Source organism: Rhizobium sp. 1399 (assembly GCF_031455475.1).
Classification (GTDB): Bacteria; Pseudomonadota; Alphaproteobacteria; order Rhizobiales; family Rhizobiaceae; genus Rhizobium.
The window spans coordinates 188,749-205,729 of the sequence record NZ_JAVDSU010000005.1 but is presented as its reverse complement, the minus strand read 5'-3'; the positions used below and the strand labels follow the sequence as shown (position 1 = coordinate 205,729).

Below are 16,981 nucleotides of genomic sequence, written 5' to 3'. Positions count from 1 at the left end.
CGAGCGAATCCTGGAGACCGCGATGGGTTTAAGTTTCAGACGCCGATCGCCGTCACGTCATCGGTCGCCTCGGCGTCGCTGCCGGGAATGAAGGCGTGGAAGGCGGCAAGTGCTGCGGTACGATACATATCCCTTTCCTGGAATATCTCGTGGCGGGCGCCGTTGATCGGTACGAGCTGACCGGCGCGGAAATAACGCGAAAGCCTCTCCTGCACCGTATAAGGCACCAGCCCGTCGCGTGTCGGGGCGATGACGACAGAGGGAATGGTGATCGAAAAGAGATGATAGGGCTGGGTCACCCGGTCGATCGCCTTCATGCATTCATACATCCAGCGCGCGGTCGGCGCTCCCAGCGCAAGCTCCGGGTGGGCTTTTGCTATAGCCGCATTGCGCTCGAAGCGCGTTTCGTCCGATGTGAGCGGATTATCAAGGAATTGCAGCTCCTTCATCTTGCCGAGCGGCATCCCGCCGAGGCCAACAGCACAGAGTGCGCTCGATACCGTGCGGATGACGCCTTGGGAGGCGGCCTGGCCGATGAGGCCGAGGAAAGGGGCAGAGAGCACCATGCGCTCGATACGCGTCGAGAGATAGGGTGCGGCGGAAAGCGCAATCAGCGCGCCTGTGGAATGAGCAAGCATATAGAAGGGCAGGCGGGTATCCGGGAGCACGACCTTTTCGAGGAAGGCATCGAGATCGCGCTCGTAATCGGAAAAGCGGCGGATGTGGCCATGATTGCGCTTCTTGAGCAGCCGGGGCGAACCACCCTGGCCGCGCAGATCGAAAGTCGCGACCCAGAGGCCCTTGGCGGTGAGATCTCGGATCGTCTCGAAATACTTCTCGATATATTCGCTGCGCCCGTGCAGGAGCACCACCGTTCCATGGGCGACCGGTGCCTGCGACCGGAAGACGGCATAACGCAACCTATGGCCGTCGGAGGTCTCGAAAAAACCTTCGGTGCGGTTCTCTGGCGCCGGATTGTCTGGGGTCGAGTAAAGAACCTGTTCCATAGGCAGAATGTTTCTTCGCGTGAGAGATATACTAGGGGATAGCGCAGAGGCCGGGAAAATCAATGGCGAAATTGTGGCTTAATATAAGCGAGGTATAATACATTAAGATTTTTCTATATGGCAAGCTTCGCGAAAGCAGAGACACGCTATGGTTAGTGCGAACGAAAGATTTGTCCCGGCATGAGGCCGGTTATCCGCACGTTCATGACTGAAGATTGGGGCGCCGGGAGGCTGGCCATGAGTTCGGTTTCTTCCGTCGGGCCTGTCAATTCCGGCGTCCACCAATCAACCGGTCCGCAGCGGCCGGAGTCCATTCTCGATTATTTGCAGTCGGACTATCTCGATATCGATCCGCCGGATGTGCATCCGGCGATCCTGAAACTGCTCAGCGACAATTCGAAGTCGCAGGCAGCTTTCGCGCGGGAATATTCTGCCGTCATGGCAATGCCGCAGAATGCCGACATTTCGCCGGAAAACGGCCAGTTCCTTGCGCTCGAGCAGATGATCGTTGACAATCGCGACGCCTTTCCGGCGGAGGGTTTCACGATCAGCACGAAGCTGCCGGGCGGCGGTTCCATCGTTGCCGAGGTGCCGCCTTCAAACAGCGGCGGCAAAGAGGACAGCAGTCCTTTGTCGATATTTTCAAGCAGTGATTCAGCTGCGCTGTCGCGCATCGTCAGCGCTCTCATGCTGAGCCATCAGGATGCCGTGGCTGATAGGCTGGATGCGACGCAGGATCAGCTTGCAGAGCTTTACGCCTGAAGAAAAAAGGCCGGCGGAGCTGAGGGAGCTCTTGGCCGGCCGAATTTAGGCTGAAGAAGAAGGGACGATACACTTCAGCCTTCGGGCCAGTGTCACCCGATGCCTCTATCTCTAGACAGCGGCGCCTGAACCTTCGCCGAACCTGCCGTTCATGCGGGGTTCACGCAGCCATCACGGGTGCTTTGAAAAGGGGCTTGAAGTCTCAGAAAGCCATACCCATCTGAACTTTGCGGACGCCAGAAGGGTCCGCGCAACCGTCCCGAAGCCGCCAAGAACGGGGTTTCAGGGGCATGATATCGCAACACGTCGCTTCCCTAGGAGGACATCATGCGTCACGTAGACTTCTCTCCCCTTTATCGTTCCACCGTCGGTTTCGACCGGCTCTTTACCATGCTCGACAGCCTCTCCCAGCCGGAGCAGGTTCCGAGCTATCCGCCGTACAACATCGAGCGGACCGGTGAGAACACCTACCGTATCACCATGGCCGTTGCCGGCTTCGACGAAACCGAACTCTCCATCGAATCGCATGCCCACGCGCTCATCGTGAAAGGTGAAAAGCGCGAAGAAAATGCTGATGGCAGCGAGTTCCTCTATCGTGGCATCGCAAAGCGCGCCTTCGAACGCCGCTTCCAGCTTGCCGACCATGTCGAAGTGACCGCCGCTTCGCTGAAGAACGGCCTCCTGCACATCGACCTGCTGCGCAGCATTCCTGAGGCTCTCAAGCCCCGCAAGATCGCTATTGCTGCCGAGCCGGTCGAGGCTCCGAAGGCGATCGAAGCACAGGTCGTCAACAACTAATCCGCTTTGACGGATCAGACGGAAACGGCGCCCTCGCGGGCGCCGTTTTTGTTTGCGGTCATTCTGTTCAATCAGGCTGGGCTTGCCGCTTCTTCAAGCTGCTTTTCGGTGGCCCGGCGGGCTGCGGCGGCGGCATATTTCTGGGCGATGACGGCGCAGACCATCAGCTGGATCTGATGGAAGAGCATCAGCGGCAGGACGATTGCGCCGATCGACTGGCCGGCGAAGATGACGTTTGCCATCGGAACGCCGCTTGCGAGGCTCTTCTTCGACCCGCAGAAGGTGATGGTGATCTCATCGGCCCGGTTGAAGCCGAGCCAGCGGCTGCCATACATGGTGATAACGAGAACGAGCGCCAGCAGCACCATGTCGGCGATGATGACGGCGGCGATGTCGCCGATCGAGAAGGTGTGCCACAAGCCTTCGACGACGGCAGTGGAGAAAGCCAGGTAGACGACCATCAGGATGGAGCCGCGGTCGACCGGCATCAGGATCTTCTTCTTGGAGCGGATCCATTCGCCGATCCAGGGCTGCAGGATCTGGCCGACGACGAAGGGGGCGAGGAGCTGGAGCAGGATCTGTTCGAGCGCGTCGAAGGAGAAGCCGCCGTGGCCGCCGACCGAAAAGAGCAGGCCGACGAGCAACGGCGTGAGGAACATGCCGAAAATATTGGACGCCGAAGCCGAGCAGATCGCTGCCGGCACGTTACCACCCGCCATTGAGGTGAAGGCAATCGAGGACTGCACAGTCGACGGCAGCACGCAGAGGAAGAGGATGCCGAGATAAAGCGGCTGCGGCAGGATCGAATCCGGGATGAAGCCTATCGCCAGGCCGAGGATCGGGAAGAGGCCGAAGGTGGTCAACAGAATGACGAGATGCAGCCGCCAGTGTAGCAGGCCAGCGATGACAACATCACGAGAGAGTCGCGCGCCGTGCAGGAAGAACAGCAGCGCAATGGCGAAATCAGTCGCCACACCGAACCAGCCGGCAAAGGCGCCGCTTGCTGGGAAGATCGAGGCGAGGATGACGGTGCAGACGAGCAGGATCGTGAATGTGTCGGGTAAGAAGCGGCGCATGGCGGTCTCGCTGAGATAAATGAGTCATTGTTTTGTCGCTCATTATGATCCAGGATGCAAGGAATAACAGTTATCGCGAATCTGGATTCTCCTCATGCTGGACCTCTCACAGCTACGCAGTTTCGTCACCGTCGAGCAGATGGGTAGCTTCACGCTGGCCGCCGAGAGGCTGGGCCTCGGGCAATCTACGGTCAGCCAGCATATCCAAAGGCTGGAAACTTCCCTCGGGCGCCGGTTGCTGGAGCGCGATACGCACAAGGTCGTGCTGACCGGTGATGGTGAGACCTTGCTGTCGCATGCGCGGTCGATGCTGTCGATCGAGGGGCACGTGCAATCGCTGTTCAAGAGCGGCAGCCTGCGCGGACGCCTGCGGCTCGGCGTTTCCGAGGATTTCGTGACGAGCCAGCTACCGGCGGTGCTGGAAGATTTCGTGCGATCGCATCCTTCTGTCGATCTGGAACTGACGGTGGCGCTTTCCGGTGTGCTCTATGAAATGCAGGATGCAGGAGCGATCGATCTCGTGCTTGCCAAGCGAAGGCTCGGTGATGAGCACGGAAAGCTCGTCTACCGGGAGCCGCTGGTGTGGCTGGCGCGGGATCCGGAGCATGTGCTCGCATCAGGCCCATTGCCCTTGATCGCTTTCCCGCCGCCGAGTGTGACGCGCGCCATTGCGCTGGAAGCGCTCGGCCGGCACGGCGTGGCCTGGCGCATCGTCTGCACCTGCGGCAGTTTGAGCGGGCTCACGGCCGCGGCGCGTGCCGGCATGGGGGTGCTCGTGCAGCCGCGCAGCATGGCGCCTTCGGGGCTGAAGGAAATCGCGCCGGCCAGGCTGCCGGTGCTAGAGGATGTCGAATTCGTACTGGTGCCGCGAAAGGGGGCCGATCAGGCGCTCGTGGCGGCACTTTCGGATGATATTCTGAAGAAAGTCAGGGGACTGCGGTCGGCTTGAATAGTTTCAATCAAAAATCCCGCCCGGCGAAGGCGGGATTTCGCTTTTGTAATCAGAACTCTACGGCGAGACGCATTGGCGGCGCGGACCGTAATAGGGCTGATAGGTGTTGTCGTAGGCGCGATAAGAGCGGTAGCGCGAATAGCACCAGCGGGTGTGATGGCCGCCGCCGGAGTAATAATAACGCGGCTGGCGCTGCGAGCTTATGATGCCGCCGATGATGGCTCCTGCGGCAAGGCCGCCGATGATGGCGCCGGCGTTATTGTGTCTGTGATATCGGCGATAGCGCCATCCGTCGTCGTCGTAACGATAGCGCCACCTGTCATCATCATAACGATAGCGATTCCAGTGCCGGCGATAATACTGAACCTGCTCGACATTGGAGGCCTGCGGCACATCAGGCTTTGCGATTGTCGGAAACGCCTGCGCCGGTGCGATGCCCGTAAAAGCCGTCGCGACGGTCAGGACGATGATTGCCAACTTCTTCATTTCTTCACCTCTTCATAGGAAACGGGGTGACACGGACCGCCCTATGAATTAAGGGAGAAATGCCGAAGAAGCGGACTTGGTTCCGGCATGGCCGGAACACGGGGATCTTTCGAGCGGGCGTTCCGGCATTTACGAAATCAGGCAGCTAGGCACTTCAGGAAGCCGTCGACATCGGCTTCTGTCGTTGCAAAGCTGGTGACGAGACGGACGAGCGTTTCGCCCTCCGAAAGGAGGTCCGGCATGCCGGCCGGGATCGGCCACTCGTAGAATTTTGCGCCTCTGCCCTCAGCCGTTTTTGCCGCTGATTTCTGAATGACTGCGAAAACTTCGTTTGAGGCGGTCGGCCAGGCGAGCCGAGCCGAGTTGCTGGCGCCGATGCCGGCGCGCAGACGCTCGGCCATGCCGTTGGAGTGACGGGCGAGATCGAGCCAGAGGCCATTTTCGAGATAGGCATCGAACTGGGCGGAGATAAAGCGCGACTTGGAGAAGAGCTGGGCGGCGCGCTTGCGGATGAAGGGCATTTCCTTCGCCTGTTCAGGATTGAAGAAGATGATCGCCTCCGCGCACCAGCAGCCATTCTTGGTGCCGCCGAAGGAAAGGATGTCGACGCCGCGTTTCCAGGTCATTTCGGCAGGCGTTGCGTTGAGCGCGACAAGCGCATTGGCGAAGCGGGCGCCGTCCATGTGCAGCGGCAGATTGCGCTTCTTGGCAATGGCGGAAATTTCGCCGATTTCCGGCAGAGAATAGACGGTGCCGATTTCAGTCGCCTGGGTGATGGTGACCGCACTTGCACGACCATGATGGACCGCGTCCTCAGGGAAGGCGGCAATCTTCGCGGACAGTTCTGCCGGATCGATCTTGCCGAAATCGCCGGCGACCGGCATCAGGCGGGATGCACCGGAGAAGAATTCGGGGGCGCCGCATTCGTCCTGGGTGACATGGGCTTCCTGATGGCAGAAGGCGATGCCGCCGGGGCGTTGCACGCTTGCGAGCGAAAGCGAGTTGGCGGCGGTGCCGGTGGCGACGAAGAAGACCGAGACCTCGCGTTCGAAGATTTCGGAGAAGCGGGCTTCAACCTTCTTATCGTAGTCGCTGTTGCCGTAGGCGGCGGCAAAATCGGCAGATTCAGCCAGCAGGCGCTCGGCAATGGATTTATGGGCGCCAGCCCAGTTGTCGGAAGCAAAAAACATGGAAGAAACCATTGAAAATGATGGGGCGGGAGTTCGGAAAGGGACATTACGCCAAAGCTTCACAGGATCAAGCGCGGAAGTCCTGATCCATCACAGAAATTGAACCGCGTAATCAAAAAACAAAATACTTTCTCGATGAGCAATTTTATGTCGCGGTTTTGGCTGATTTGGCAATCTTCCGTCGCAAATTGACGTTTTTTTAAGAGCACACTCTTGCGAAGAGGAATTGTTTCTGTCATTGAACTGATGAACTAGGACAGGGTTGCTGTCCTATTTTGGCCTTCCCGGCCGAAGAGGCGCCGAAAGCCCTGGAACAGAGCGGCTTTCACGCTATAGTTCTTTCGAGTGCTGAGCCTTCACATGGCGGCGCGCGGAGGCGAATGGCAGGCGCGGAACGCGACGGTTTGCTTTCCTTGAAAAGCAGACGTCTGCGACCGGATCTTCACGATGCAACAGCGCTGTCACGCGCCGGACCTATCTTAAAGGGTGCGGTGCGCGACGAAAAGCCGCCCGCAGCCCCGCGGGCTTCGACAGGAGGAAGACGATGACGAAGAAGACGCCATCCACGCAGATTGACCAGTTCGCAGCAGCAAACGTGCGCGCAACGGCCAATACGCGTAAATTCGCCTCCGGCTTGCCGAAAAAACAGGGGCTCTACGATCCGCGCAATGAACATGATGCCTGCGGTGTCGGCTTCGTTGCGCATATGAAGGGCCAGAAGTCGCATCAGATCGTCAAAGACGGTCTCTTCATTCTTGAAAACCTGACGCATCGCGGTGCCGTCGGCGCCGATCCGCTGATGGGCGACGGCGCGGGCATCCTCGTGCAGATCCCCGACCGCTTCTTCCGCGAGGAAATGGCCTTGCAGGGCATCACCCTACCGAAGGCCGGCGAATATGGTGTCGGCCATATCTTCATGCCGCGCGACGAAAAGCAGATCGAGCACTTCAAGAAGGTGATCAAGGACGTCATCACCGAAGAAGGCCAGGTCCTCATCGGATTCCGTGACGTTCCGGTCGACAATTCCTCGCTCTCCAAGGCGCCGGCAATTGCCGCGACCGAGCCGCATCACGTGCAGGTCTTCATCGGTGCCGGCAAGGATGCCGCGACGAACGATGAATTCGAGCGCCGGCTCTTCACGCTTCGCAAGGTGATCTCCAACCGCATCTATGACGAGTTCGACGGCGAGGAGAGCCACTTCTATCCGGTGTCGCTGTCGAGCACGACCGTCGTCTACAAGGGCATGTTCCTGGCCTATCAGGTCGGCGCCTATTATAAGGACCTGGCGGACCCGCGCTTCGAGAGCGCCGTGGCACTCGTACACCAGCGGTTCTCGACCAACACCTTCCCGTCCTGGAAGCTTGCGCACCCGTACCGCATGGTCGCCCATAACGGCGAAATCAACACGCTGCGCGGCAACGTCAACTGGATGGCGGCGCGCCAGGCCTCTGTCTCCTCTCCGCTGTTCGGCGAGGATATCTCCAAGCTCTGGCCTATCTCCTATGAAGGCCAGTCGGACACGGCCTGTTTCGACAACGCGCTCGAATTCCTCTTGCGCGGCGGCTATTCGCTTTCGCATGCGGTCATGATGCTGATCCCGGAAGCCTGGGCTGGTAACCAGTCCATGTCGCCGGAGCGCAAGGCATTCTACGAATATCATGCTGCTCTCATGGAACCTTGGGATGGCCCGGCTGCCGTTGCCTTCACCGACGGCAAGCAGATCGGCGCGACGCTCGACCGCAACGGCCTGCGTCCAGCTCGTTATCTCGTCACAGGCGATGATCGCGTTATCCTCGCCTCCGAAGCCGGCACGCTGCCGGTTGCCGAAGAGAGCATCATCCAGAAGTGGCGCCTACAGCCAGGCAAGATGCTGCTGATCGACATGGAAGAAGGCCGTATCATCTCCGACGACGAGGTGAAGGCGCAGCTTGCGAACGCGCATCCCTATCGCAGCTGGCTTAACCGCACGCAGCTTATCCTTGAAGACCTGAAGCCGGTCGAACCGCGTGCGCTTCGCCGCGACGTTTCGCTGCTCGATCGCCAGCAGGCCTTCGGCTACACGACCGAGGACACCAAGATCCTGATGTCGCCGATGGCGACGACGGGTCAGGAAGCGATCGGCTCGATGGGCACGGATACGCCGATCTCGGCCATGTCCGAGAAGTCGAAGCTGCTCTACACCTACTTCAAGCAGAACTTTGCGCAGGTGACGAACCCGCCGATCGACCCGATCCGCGAAGAACTCGTCATGAGCCTCGTCTCCTTCATCGGCCCGCGTCCGAACATTCTCGACCACGAAGGCATGGCAAACGCCAAGCGTCTCGAGGTGCGCCAGCCGATCCTGACCAATGGCGATCTCGAGAAGATCCGCTCGATCGGTCACACGGAAGACCGTTTCGACACAAAGACACTTGATTTCACCTATGATGTGGAGCGTGGCGCCGAAGGCATGCCCGAGATGCTCGACCGCCTCTGCGAACGGGCGGAAGCGGCCGTCAAGGGCGGTTACAACATCATCGTGCTCTCCGACCGCCAGATCGGCCCCGATCGTATCGCGATCCCGGCGCTGCTTGCGACCGCTGCCGTGCACCATCACCTGATCCGCAAGGGGCTGCGCACCTCGGTCGGTCTCGTCGTTGAAACCGGCGAGCCGCGCGAAGTGCACCATTTCTGCCTGCTGGCTGGTTATGGTGCTGAAGCGATCAACCCCTATCTCGCCTTCGACACGCTGCTTGACATGCATGCCAAGGGCGAATTCCCGAAGGAAGTCGACGCCAGCGAAGTCGTCTATCGCTATATTAAGGCTGTCGGCAAGGGCATCCTGAAGGTCATGTCCAAGATGGGCATTTCGACCTATCAGTCCTATTGTGGTGCGCAGATCTTCGATGCGATCGGCCTGCAGTCGGAATTCGTCGACAAGTACTTTTTCGGTACGGCGACGACCATCGAAGGCGTCGGCCTGGAGGAAATCGCCAGCGAGACGGTCATCCGCCACAAGTCAGCCTTCGGCCGCGATCCGCTGCTCGCCAGCACGCTCGATATCGGCGGCGAATATGCCTACCGCATGCGTGGCGAAAGCCATGCCTGGACGCCGGATGCCGTGGCTGCCCTGCAGCATGCGGTTCGCGGCAATGCCGAGGATCGCTACCGCGAATTCGCCGAGATGGTGAACACGTCGGCGCTCCGTATGAACACGATCCGCGGCCTCTTCAAGATCAAGAGCGCCGAGGCACTCGGCCGCAAGCCGGTGCCGGTCGACAGCGTCGAGCCGGCGGTCGATATCGTCAAGCGCTTCTCCACGGGCGCCATGTCCTTCGGCTCGATCAGCCGCGAGGCGCATACGACGCTGGCGATCGCCATGAACCGGATCGGCGGAAAGTCGAACACCGGTGAGGGCGGCGAAGAGAGCGATCGCTACATGCCGCTGCCGAATGGTTCGTCGAACCCCGAGCGCTCGGCCATCAAGCAGATCGCGTCCGGTCGTTTCGGCGTGACGACGGAATATCTCGTCAATGCCGACGTGCTGCAGATCAAGGTTGCGCAGGGCGCCAAGCCCGGCGAAGGCGGCCAGCTGCCCGGCCATAAGGTCGATGCGGTCGTTGCCAAGACCCGTCATTCGACGCCGGGCGTCGGCCTGATTTCGCCGCCGCCGCACCATGACATCTATTCGATCGAAGATCTGGCGCAGCTGATCTACGACCTGAAGAATGTCAACCCGACCTCGGATGTGTCGGTCAAGCTTGTCTCGGAAGTCGGCGTCGGCACGGTTGCCGCCGGTGTTGCCAAGGCGCGCGCCGACCACATCACGGTTGCCGGTTTCGACGGCGGCACGGGCGCTTCACCGCTCACCTCGCTGAAGCATGCCGGCTCTCCCTGGGAAATCGGCCTTGCCGAAACCCAGCAGACTCTGGTGCTGAACGGTCTGCGCTCGCGCGTTGCCCTGCAGGTTGACGGTGGTCTGAAGACCGGCCGCGACGTCGTCATCGGCGCGCTGCTTGGCGCCGATGAATTCGGCTTCGCGACGGCTCCGCTGATCGCTGCCGGCTGCATCATGATGCGCAAGTGCCATCTCAACACCTGTCCGGTCGGCGTGGCGACGCAGGATCCCGTCCTGCGCAAGCGCTTCAAGGGCACGCCCGAGCACGTCATCAACTACTTCTTCTTCGTCGCCAACGAAGTGCGCGAAATTCTGGCCTCCCTCGGCTTCACCAGGCTCGATGAGATCATCGGCGCTTCGGAACTGCTCGAGAAGGACGAGATGCTGGCGCACTGGAAGGCTAGGGGACTCGACTTCGCGAAGATCTTCCACAAGGTCGATGCACCGAAGGAGGAGACCTACTGGACGACGCGCCAGAAGCACCCGATCGACGACATTCTCGACCGCAAGATGATTGCGGCGGCCGAGCCGGCGCTGGCATCGAAGACGCCCGTTGCCTTCGAAGTCGACATCAGGAACGTCGATCGTTCGGCCGGTGCGATGCTCTCGGGCGAGGTGGCCAAGCGTTATAACCATCGCGGCCTGAAGGAAGACACGATCAACGTCACCCTCAAAGGAACAGCAGGCCAGAGCTTCGGCGCCTTCCTGGCACGCGGCGTGACCTTCAACCTGATCGGCGACGGCAACGACTATGTGGGCAAGGGCCTCTCGGGCGGCAAGATCATCATCCGTCCGCCGGAAAACTCGAGGATCGTCGCTGAGAACTCGATCATCGTCGGCAATACCGTTCTCTATGGTGCGACCGAGGGCGAGTGCTACTTCCGCGGTGTCGCGGGTGAGCGTTTCGCAGTTCGTAACTCCGGTGCGATCGCCATCGTCGAAGGCGTGGGCGACCACGGCTGCGAATATATGACGGGCGGCGTGGTCGTGGTGCTCGGCGAAACGGGCCGCAACTTCGCGGCCGGCATGTCGGGCGGCGTGGCCTATGTTCTCGACGAGGCCGGCGATTTCGCCAGCCGCTGCAACATGGCCATGGTCGAGCTCGAGCCGGTTCCGGAAGAGGATGACATGCTGGAGAAGCTGCACCATCACGGCGGCGACCTCATGCACAAGGGACGTGTCGACGTTTCCGGCGACATGACGCGTCACGACGAGGAGCGCCTATACCAGCTGATCTCAAACCACCTGCACTACACGGGCTCCACCCGCGCCAAGGAAATCCTTGAGCACTGGGCTGACTACCGCCCGAAATTCCGCAAGGTCATGCCGGTTGAATACCGTCGCGCGCTTGAGGAAATGGAGCGCAGCCGGATGGGCATCGCTGCCGAGTAATTGCACCGAACAATTCGCCACGCCTGAAAAGCGCGTGGCGGGTGACTGAAATATCTCAATGACACACGACGATGAGCCACGAGCTTGAAGCTTGTGCAACTGCGTGGATGGCGACAGGGGATATGTTCGAATGACGGTCAAGACAAACAACCTGCCTCCGCGATCGAGGCTGAACAGACAACTGGCCGCGGGCGAGGCGGTCATGAGGGTAAGGGACGAAAATATGGGTAAGGTTACAGGTTTTCTGGAAATCGACCGGCAGGTAGCGAAGTATCAGCCGGCGTCGGATCGTATCCGTCATTTCCGCGAATTCACGATCCCGATGTCGGACCCGGAAGTGCAGAAACAGGCAGCCCGCTGCATGGACTGTGGCATCCCCTATTGCCACGGCCCGACTGGCTGCCCCGTGCATAACCAGATTCCGGACTGGAACGATCTCGTCTACAACAACAACTGGGAAGCGGCGATCCAGAACTTGCATTCAACCAACAACTTCCCGGAGTTCACTGGCCGGGTCTGCCCCGCGCCTTGCGAGGAGGCCTGCACGCTGAACCTCGAGGATACGCCGGTTGCCATCAAGACGGTCGAACAGGCGATTGCCGACAAGGCTTACGAGCTCGGCTTCATCCGTCCGCAGCCGGCAACGATCCATACCGGCAAGAAGGTTGCGATCATTGGCTCCGGCCCTGCCGGCATGGCGGCCGCCCAGCAGCTCGGTCGCGCCGGCCATGACGTGCATGTCTACGAGCGTGAGACGAAGCCCGGCGGCCTGCTGCGTTACGGCATTCCGGATTTCAAGATGGAGAAGAACTTCATCGATCGCCGCGTGGAGCAGATGAAAGGCGAGGGCGTGACGTTCCATTGCGGCGTCAATGTCGGCGTTGACGTCAAGGTCGAGCAGCTGCTCGCGGATTATGATGCCGTGCTTTACTGCGGCGGCTCCGAGACGCCGCGCGCTGCCGGCATTCCGGGCATCGATCTCGCCGGTGTTCACGATGCAATGCCGTATCTAGTTCAGCAGAACAAGCGCGTCGGCCGCGAGAATATCGACAGCACCGGTTGGCCGTCCGATCCGATCCTGGCCGGCGCCAAGCATGTCGTCGTTGTCGGCGGTGGTGATACGGCGTCGGACTGCGTCGGCACGGCCTTCCGTCAGGGTGCGGTCAAGGTGACCCAGCTCGACATTCGTCCGCAGCCGCCGGAAAAGGAAGACAAGCTCGCCGTCTGGCCGTTCTGGGCCACGAAGATGCGTACCTCCTCTTCGCAGGCCGAAGGCGCGATCCGCGAATTCCAGGTCGCCACGCTCGAATTTGTCGGCGAAGATGGTGTCCTGACAGGCGTGAAGTGCTGTGAAGTCGATGAGCGCCGCCGCCCGGTTCCGGGTACGGATTTTGTCATCAAGGCAGATCTTGCCTTTATCGCCATCGGCTTCAGCGGTCCGTTCAACGACAGCGTGCTGAAGGAGCTCGACGGCAAGCTGATACTCAATATCGACAAGCGCGGATCGACCAACGTCGTTGCTAACGACCTTGACTACAAGACCTCGATCGACAAGCTCTGGACGGCGGGCGACGTGCGCCGCGGCCAGTCGCTGGTGGTCTGGGCAATCCGCGAAGGCCGCCAGGCTGCGCGCGCGATTGACGAGGCGCTGATGGGCTCCACCGTCCTGCCGCGCTGATCGGCCACAAACAATTCGTCGAGCAATAAAACTCCGCCGCATTCCGGCGGAGTTTTTCGTGGTGCGACCGGTTGACGCGCCCCGGCTTCCGGCAAGCTTCATGCAATTCCCGAGCTGCAGTTTTCCTGCGTATGCAGGCCCGAACCGGCCTGCGGCGACTGGCTGGACATGCCCCCGCCCGTTCAGTCGTGAGGCGTTTCACTGTTGGCCGCGGCGCAAGGGACATGGTTGCTGCGGACCATCACAAAGGACAAACCATGGTTTCCGCAATCGACAGTACGCGGCTGGTCTCAGCCCAATACGCCCTGAAGAACCTGCGCGGTTCCGATGACGACAGCAGTCAGAGTGCCACCGAATCCTCCGGTGCTGCCAGCATTCTCAGCAGCTACGGTCTGGACCCGGACACGTCTTCGCTGCTTTCCAACAATGCGCTTGCAAGCCTGCTCGATACGCTTTCGACGCAGAACGATCAGACAGACGAGACGACGGACATATCCAGCGAAAATCCCGATGTGACGAGTTCGTCCTTCATGGCCATGCTAAAAAAGCAGCTTGAAGAGGCGGCCCAGCAGGAAGGCACCGATGGTACGGCACATGACGTGCTGACAGCTCTTGAAAATGGTACGCTGACGGTCTCCGATCCGACGCAGGGCGTTTCCATCGCCGCCTGGGATGTCGAAAATCCGGATGAAGCGAATACGGACAGCAAGCCCGGCACCGATATCGACACCAGCGGCTGGAACGACTTTCTCAACGCGCATCTGAAGCGCGGCGATGATGCCTCGTTCGTCAAGCAGGCCGGTCACTATGTGGATAAGGTCGACAACAGCAATGCCTATTTCGGCCAGATCGGCTCTAACTTCTACTATCTGACTTGGCCGCAGGCGGCAGCCAAGTAATCCGGACCGTCGATTTTCGGGTCGATGCGTAGATTCAAAGAGTTAGAGCGTCCCTAATGCGTCCGAATGGGCGCACGGCGCTCTAACGGCCGTTTCTCATTTCACGGAAACTTCCGCCGTCGTCTTCAGCGTCGGCATGCGATAGTCGTCGATACGGCCTGCCGGCGCCGGTGCCATCTCTCCCTGTTCGACCAGCAGATCACGTGGCGATTTGGTCAGTGTTACCGGCGGCGTCTTGCTGGCGCCAAGCAATTCCGCTCCACCATCGAGGTTCGGGTCGGACAGGCTGATCGGCTGCGTGTGTTCCACCGGATTGGTGGGCAGCGTCAGTGCCGGCAGGTTGCCGGGGTCGAGGCGCACGAGATCGGGACTTGCCTGGGTGCCGAGGAGGCGGCGCGCCGGTTTTTCCACGTAGAATGCGAGCTTGCGGCGGCCGGCCTGGGTCAGGTTGATGCCGTCAGTGGTGCGCAGGCGCACCTGCTGGCCGTTGACATCGGAGCCGGTGACGATGAACTTGCCGTTCTCGTCCACGAAACCGTCCCAGATGTCGACGAATTCGCCACCGATGCTTTCCATCTGGTTGCGGTAGAGCTGGTTCATCTGAACGGCATCGGCCGTCATCGAATCGGATTCAAAGGCAGGAAGTCCGACCCAGAGCAGCGGGATCTTGCGGCTTGTGATCTCTTTGCCGAAGGCCAGCACGCGGCGCTGATACTCGGTAAACCAGCCGTCGGTCCGAAATTTTTCCTTGCCGGCATCGGTCACCATCTGCTGGCGATCATTGGCGCCGATCATGACAACGACCATTGCCGGCTTCAGCTCGTCGATCATCTTCGGCAATTCGCCGGGCCAGTTGTAATAGTCGTCGCGCACGAGGCCGGAAGAGACATTGCTGCGGGCCTCGACTACGACGCCGGGCGAGGTTTCAAAGGCGGCGGTGAGGCCGTCGCCCAGGCCGCCGGCGAGAAAATCACCGACGATCAGGATTTTCTGGGCATTGTCCAGCTTTTGGACCACGGGTTCAGCGGGCGCGACCGGCGCCGTGCGCATTGGCGTCACGGCCTTCTGCGCGGGTGCGCGCCTACGTTGCTGCTGTTGCCGCCGCGGTTGGCCGCGCATTTCGGGCTGCGGGTTCTCATCGATGTAACGGCGGCCGAGAAAGAAATCGAGGATGGAGCGGCGTTGATAGCGAAGCTCCTGCGCCTCAGCATAGTCGGCCGGCAGCATCGAACCAAGGCAAAGGGAAAGCGTGGCTGCGGCAAGCGCAAGCCCACGAATCCATCGGGTCCGGTCAATTTGTCTTGTCATCGGGCAGTTCCGCATCTGCCGGGCATCTTGCATAGGCAGCTGCTTTCCGTCCACACCACCAATATTATTTAGGTCAGGCTTTCCCCGCTTCTACAGCATCGGCCCGAAAATCGGAATGATTTTCGGAAAGCACGATACGTAGATTCAAGGAGTTAGAATGTCCTTTGTGCGTCCAAATGGACGCACGACGCGCTAACGGCGCAGCGCGTCGAGAAGCGAAAGTGAAGGCTCACCATCCGGCTGCATGCCGATGCGCTCCTGAACAGCGGCGATGGCTGCCTTGGAGCCGGAGCCGAAATTGCCGTCGACATCACCACTGTAATAGCCGAGCGTCTTCAGGCGTGTCTGCAATTCGAACTTCTCGGTGATGTCGAGCGCACCTTCCGGACGCGGCCAGCGCTGCTGCATTCCGCCAAAGCCGGCAATCTGGTCTGCAAGCAGGCCGACGGCGAGCGCATAGCTGTCGGAGGCATTGTAGTTCTTGATGGTGAAGAAGTTCGCCGTCATCAGGAAGCCCGGACCATCGCTACCTGCCGGCATCTTCAGCATGGCGCGGGTGTCGCCATCCTTGAAAGGCTTGCCATTCGGACGCTTCAGGCCAAGGGCTGCCCACTGGGCGAGCGTGCGCGTCTTGCCGACCTGCTGTGCGGCAGATGCCGGTACTGCGACTTCGTAGCCCCAGGTTCTGCCAGCGTCCCAGCCGTTCTTCATGAGGAGATTGGCCGAGGTCGCCAGCGCGTCGGGCACGGAATTCCAGATGTCGCGATGGCCGTTGCCGTCAGCGTCCACCGCATAGAGAAGATAGCTTGTCGGGATGAACTGGGTGTGGCCCATGGCGCCAGCCCATGAGCCGGTCATTTCCTTGGCGGGCACATCGCCATTCTGCAGGATCTTCAGGGCTGCGATCAACTGCTTCTTGGCAAACTTGGCACGCTTGGGATCGGCAAAGGCAAGCGTTGCCAATGCGCGCGGCACATAGTGAAGGCGCTCATCCTTAGCGAGAACTGCCCCGTAATTTGATTCCATCGACCAGATGGCGAGCAGAATCGATTTGTCGACGCCGAAGTGGCGCTGGATCACATCCAGCGTCTTGGCATGCTTGGCGGCCATCTTGCGGCCGATTTCCACAGTGTAGGGATTGACGCGGGAATCGATGTAATCCCAAATCTTCGATGTGAATTCAGGCTGATAAGTTGCCTTTTCCAGCACTGTGGGGTCAGGTTCGCTTACCCCGGAAAAGGCTTTCTGATAGGTTGCCTTACTGATGCCACTCTGCGCGGCAGTTTGGTAGAAGTCCGCGATCCACTTCTGGAACCGGGCATCAGCTTTTGCGTTATTGGGGGCCAGTCCGGTCGCTGTGGCGACAACGAGGGCGAGAGCAAGACCACGAAGGGAGTTTATATATTTCTGGGTCATCGGCAGTCGTATCCGTCATCTTCAGTTTTAGCCTGGGCGGTACGTCATGTCCGTCCTACGCCGAAATTACAGGAACGGAGTCAACAAATTCTTTACCATGCCCGGCCGGTCCAGTCACCATTTGCAAAACGGTAGCAATT

General features: G+C 60.1%; 11 protein-coding genes and 1 pseudogene. 6 read left to right on the top strand and 6 right to left on the bottom strand.

The genetic code is table 11. The features are described from left to right. Positions 1-35: 35 nt before the first annotated feature. A complete protein-coding gene (locus J2X71_RS18415) occupies positions 36-1,007 on the bottom strand; it encodes an alpha/beta hydrolase (protein WP_310383644.1) in 972 nt (323 codons plus the stop codon). A 237-nt stretch (positions 1,008-1,244) separates the two neighbouring features. Between J2X71_RS18415 and J2X71_RS18410 the strand changes: the two genes are divergently transcribed. Continuing rightward, complete coding sequence (locus tag J2X71_RS18410; RefSeq protein WP_310383641.1) at positions 1,245-1,769, top strand: hypothetical protein; 525 nt, start codon at positions 1,245-1,247, stop codon at positions 1,767-1,769. Positions 1,770-2,096: 327 nt separating this feature from the next. Then, complete coding sequence (locus tag J2X71_RS18405) at positions 2,097-2,567, top strand: Hsp20 family protein (protein WP_007822816.1); 471 nt, start codon at positions 2,097-2,099, stop codon at positions 2,565-2,567. 71 nt (positions 2,568-2,638) lie between these two features. On the opposite strand, the pseudogene J2X71_RS18400 reads toward J2X71_RS18405, so the two are convergent. Then, positions 2,639-3,686 (bottom strand): annotated as a pseudogene (locus tag J2X71_RS18400) (bile acid:sodium symporter family protein). Positions 3,687-3,737: 51 nt separating this feature from the next. Between J2X71_RS18400 and J2X71_RS18395 the strand changes: the two are divergent. Then, complete coding sequence (locus tag J2X71_RS18395) at positions 3,738-4,592, top strand: LysR family transcriptional regulator (RefSeq protein ID WP_310383638.1); 855 nt, start codon at positions 3,738-3,740, stop codon at positions 4,590-4,592. Positions 4,593-4,652: 60 nt separating this feature from the next. Here J2X71_RS18395 and J2X71_RS18390 read toward each other — a convergent pair whose 3' ends face one another. Further along, on the bottom strand, positions 4,653-5,081 hold the full coding sequence (locus tag J2X71_RS18390) for a BA14K family protein (RefSeq protein ID WP_310383635.1): 429 nt from the start codon (positions 5,079-5,081) through the stop codon (positions 4,653-4,655). Positions 5,082-5,218: 137 nt separating this feature from the next. Further along, the gene (locus J2X71_RS18385) at positions 5,219-6,271 is read right to left on the bottom strand and encodes a low specificity L-threonine aldolase (protein ID WP_310383633.1); all 1,053 of its coding nucleotides are present in this window, start codon (positions 6,269-6,271) and stop codon (positions 5,219-5,221) included. Positions 6,272-6,815: 544 nt separating this feature from the next. On the opposite strand from J2X71_RS18385, the gene gltB reads away from it, so the two are divergent. The 3 genes from gltB (at position 6,816) to J2X71_RS18370 (ending at position 14,117) form a co-directional block, all read left to right on the top strand. After that, the gene (gltB, locus tag J2X71_RS18380; RefSeq protein WP_310383632.1) at positions 6,816-11,540 is read left to right on the top strand and encodes a glutamate synthase large subunit; all 4,725 of its coding nucleotides are present in this window, start codon (positions 6,816-6,818) and stop codon (positions 11,538-11,540) included. Between the two features lie 223 nt (positions 11,541-11,763). After that, on the top strand, positions 11,764-13,218 hold the full coding sequence (locus tag J2X71_RS18375) for a glutamate synthase subunit beta (protein WP_310383629.1): 1,455 nt from the start codon (positions 11,764-11,766) through the stop codon (positions 13,216-13,218). Positions 13,219-13,475: 257 nt separating this feature from the next. Beyond that, complete coding sequence (locus J2X71_RS18370; protein ID WP_310383627.1) at positions 13,476-14,117, top strand: hypothetical protein; 642 nt, start codon at positions 13,476-13,478, stop codon at positions 14,115-14,117. Positions 14,118-14,213: 96 nt separating this feature from the next. On the opposite strand, the gene J2X71_RS18365 is transcribed toward J2X71_RS18370, so the two are convergent. Next, positions 14,214-15,425 (bottom strand): DUF459 domain-containing protein, encoded by a 1,212-nt coding sequence (locus tag J2X71_RS18365; protein WP_113320979.1) that lies wholly within the window; start codon positions 15,423-15,425, stop codon positions 14,214-14,216. 192 nt (positions 15,426-15,617) lie between these two features. Next, entirely contained in the window at positions 15,618-16,841 is a 1,224-nt protein-coding gene (locus J2X71_RS18360) for a lytic murein transglycosylase (protein ID WP_310383624.1), read from the bottom strand. Positions 16,842-16,981 lie beyond the last annotated feature (140 nt).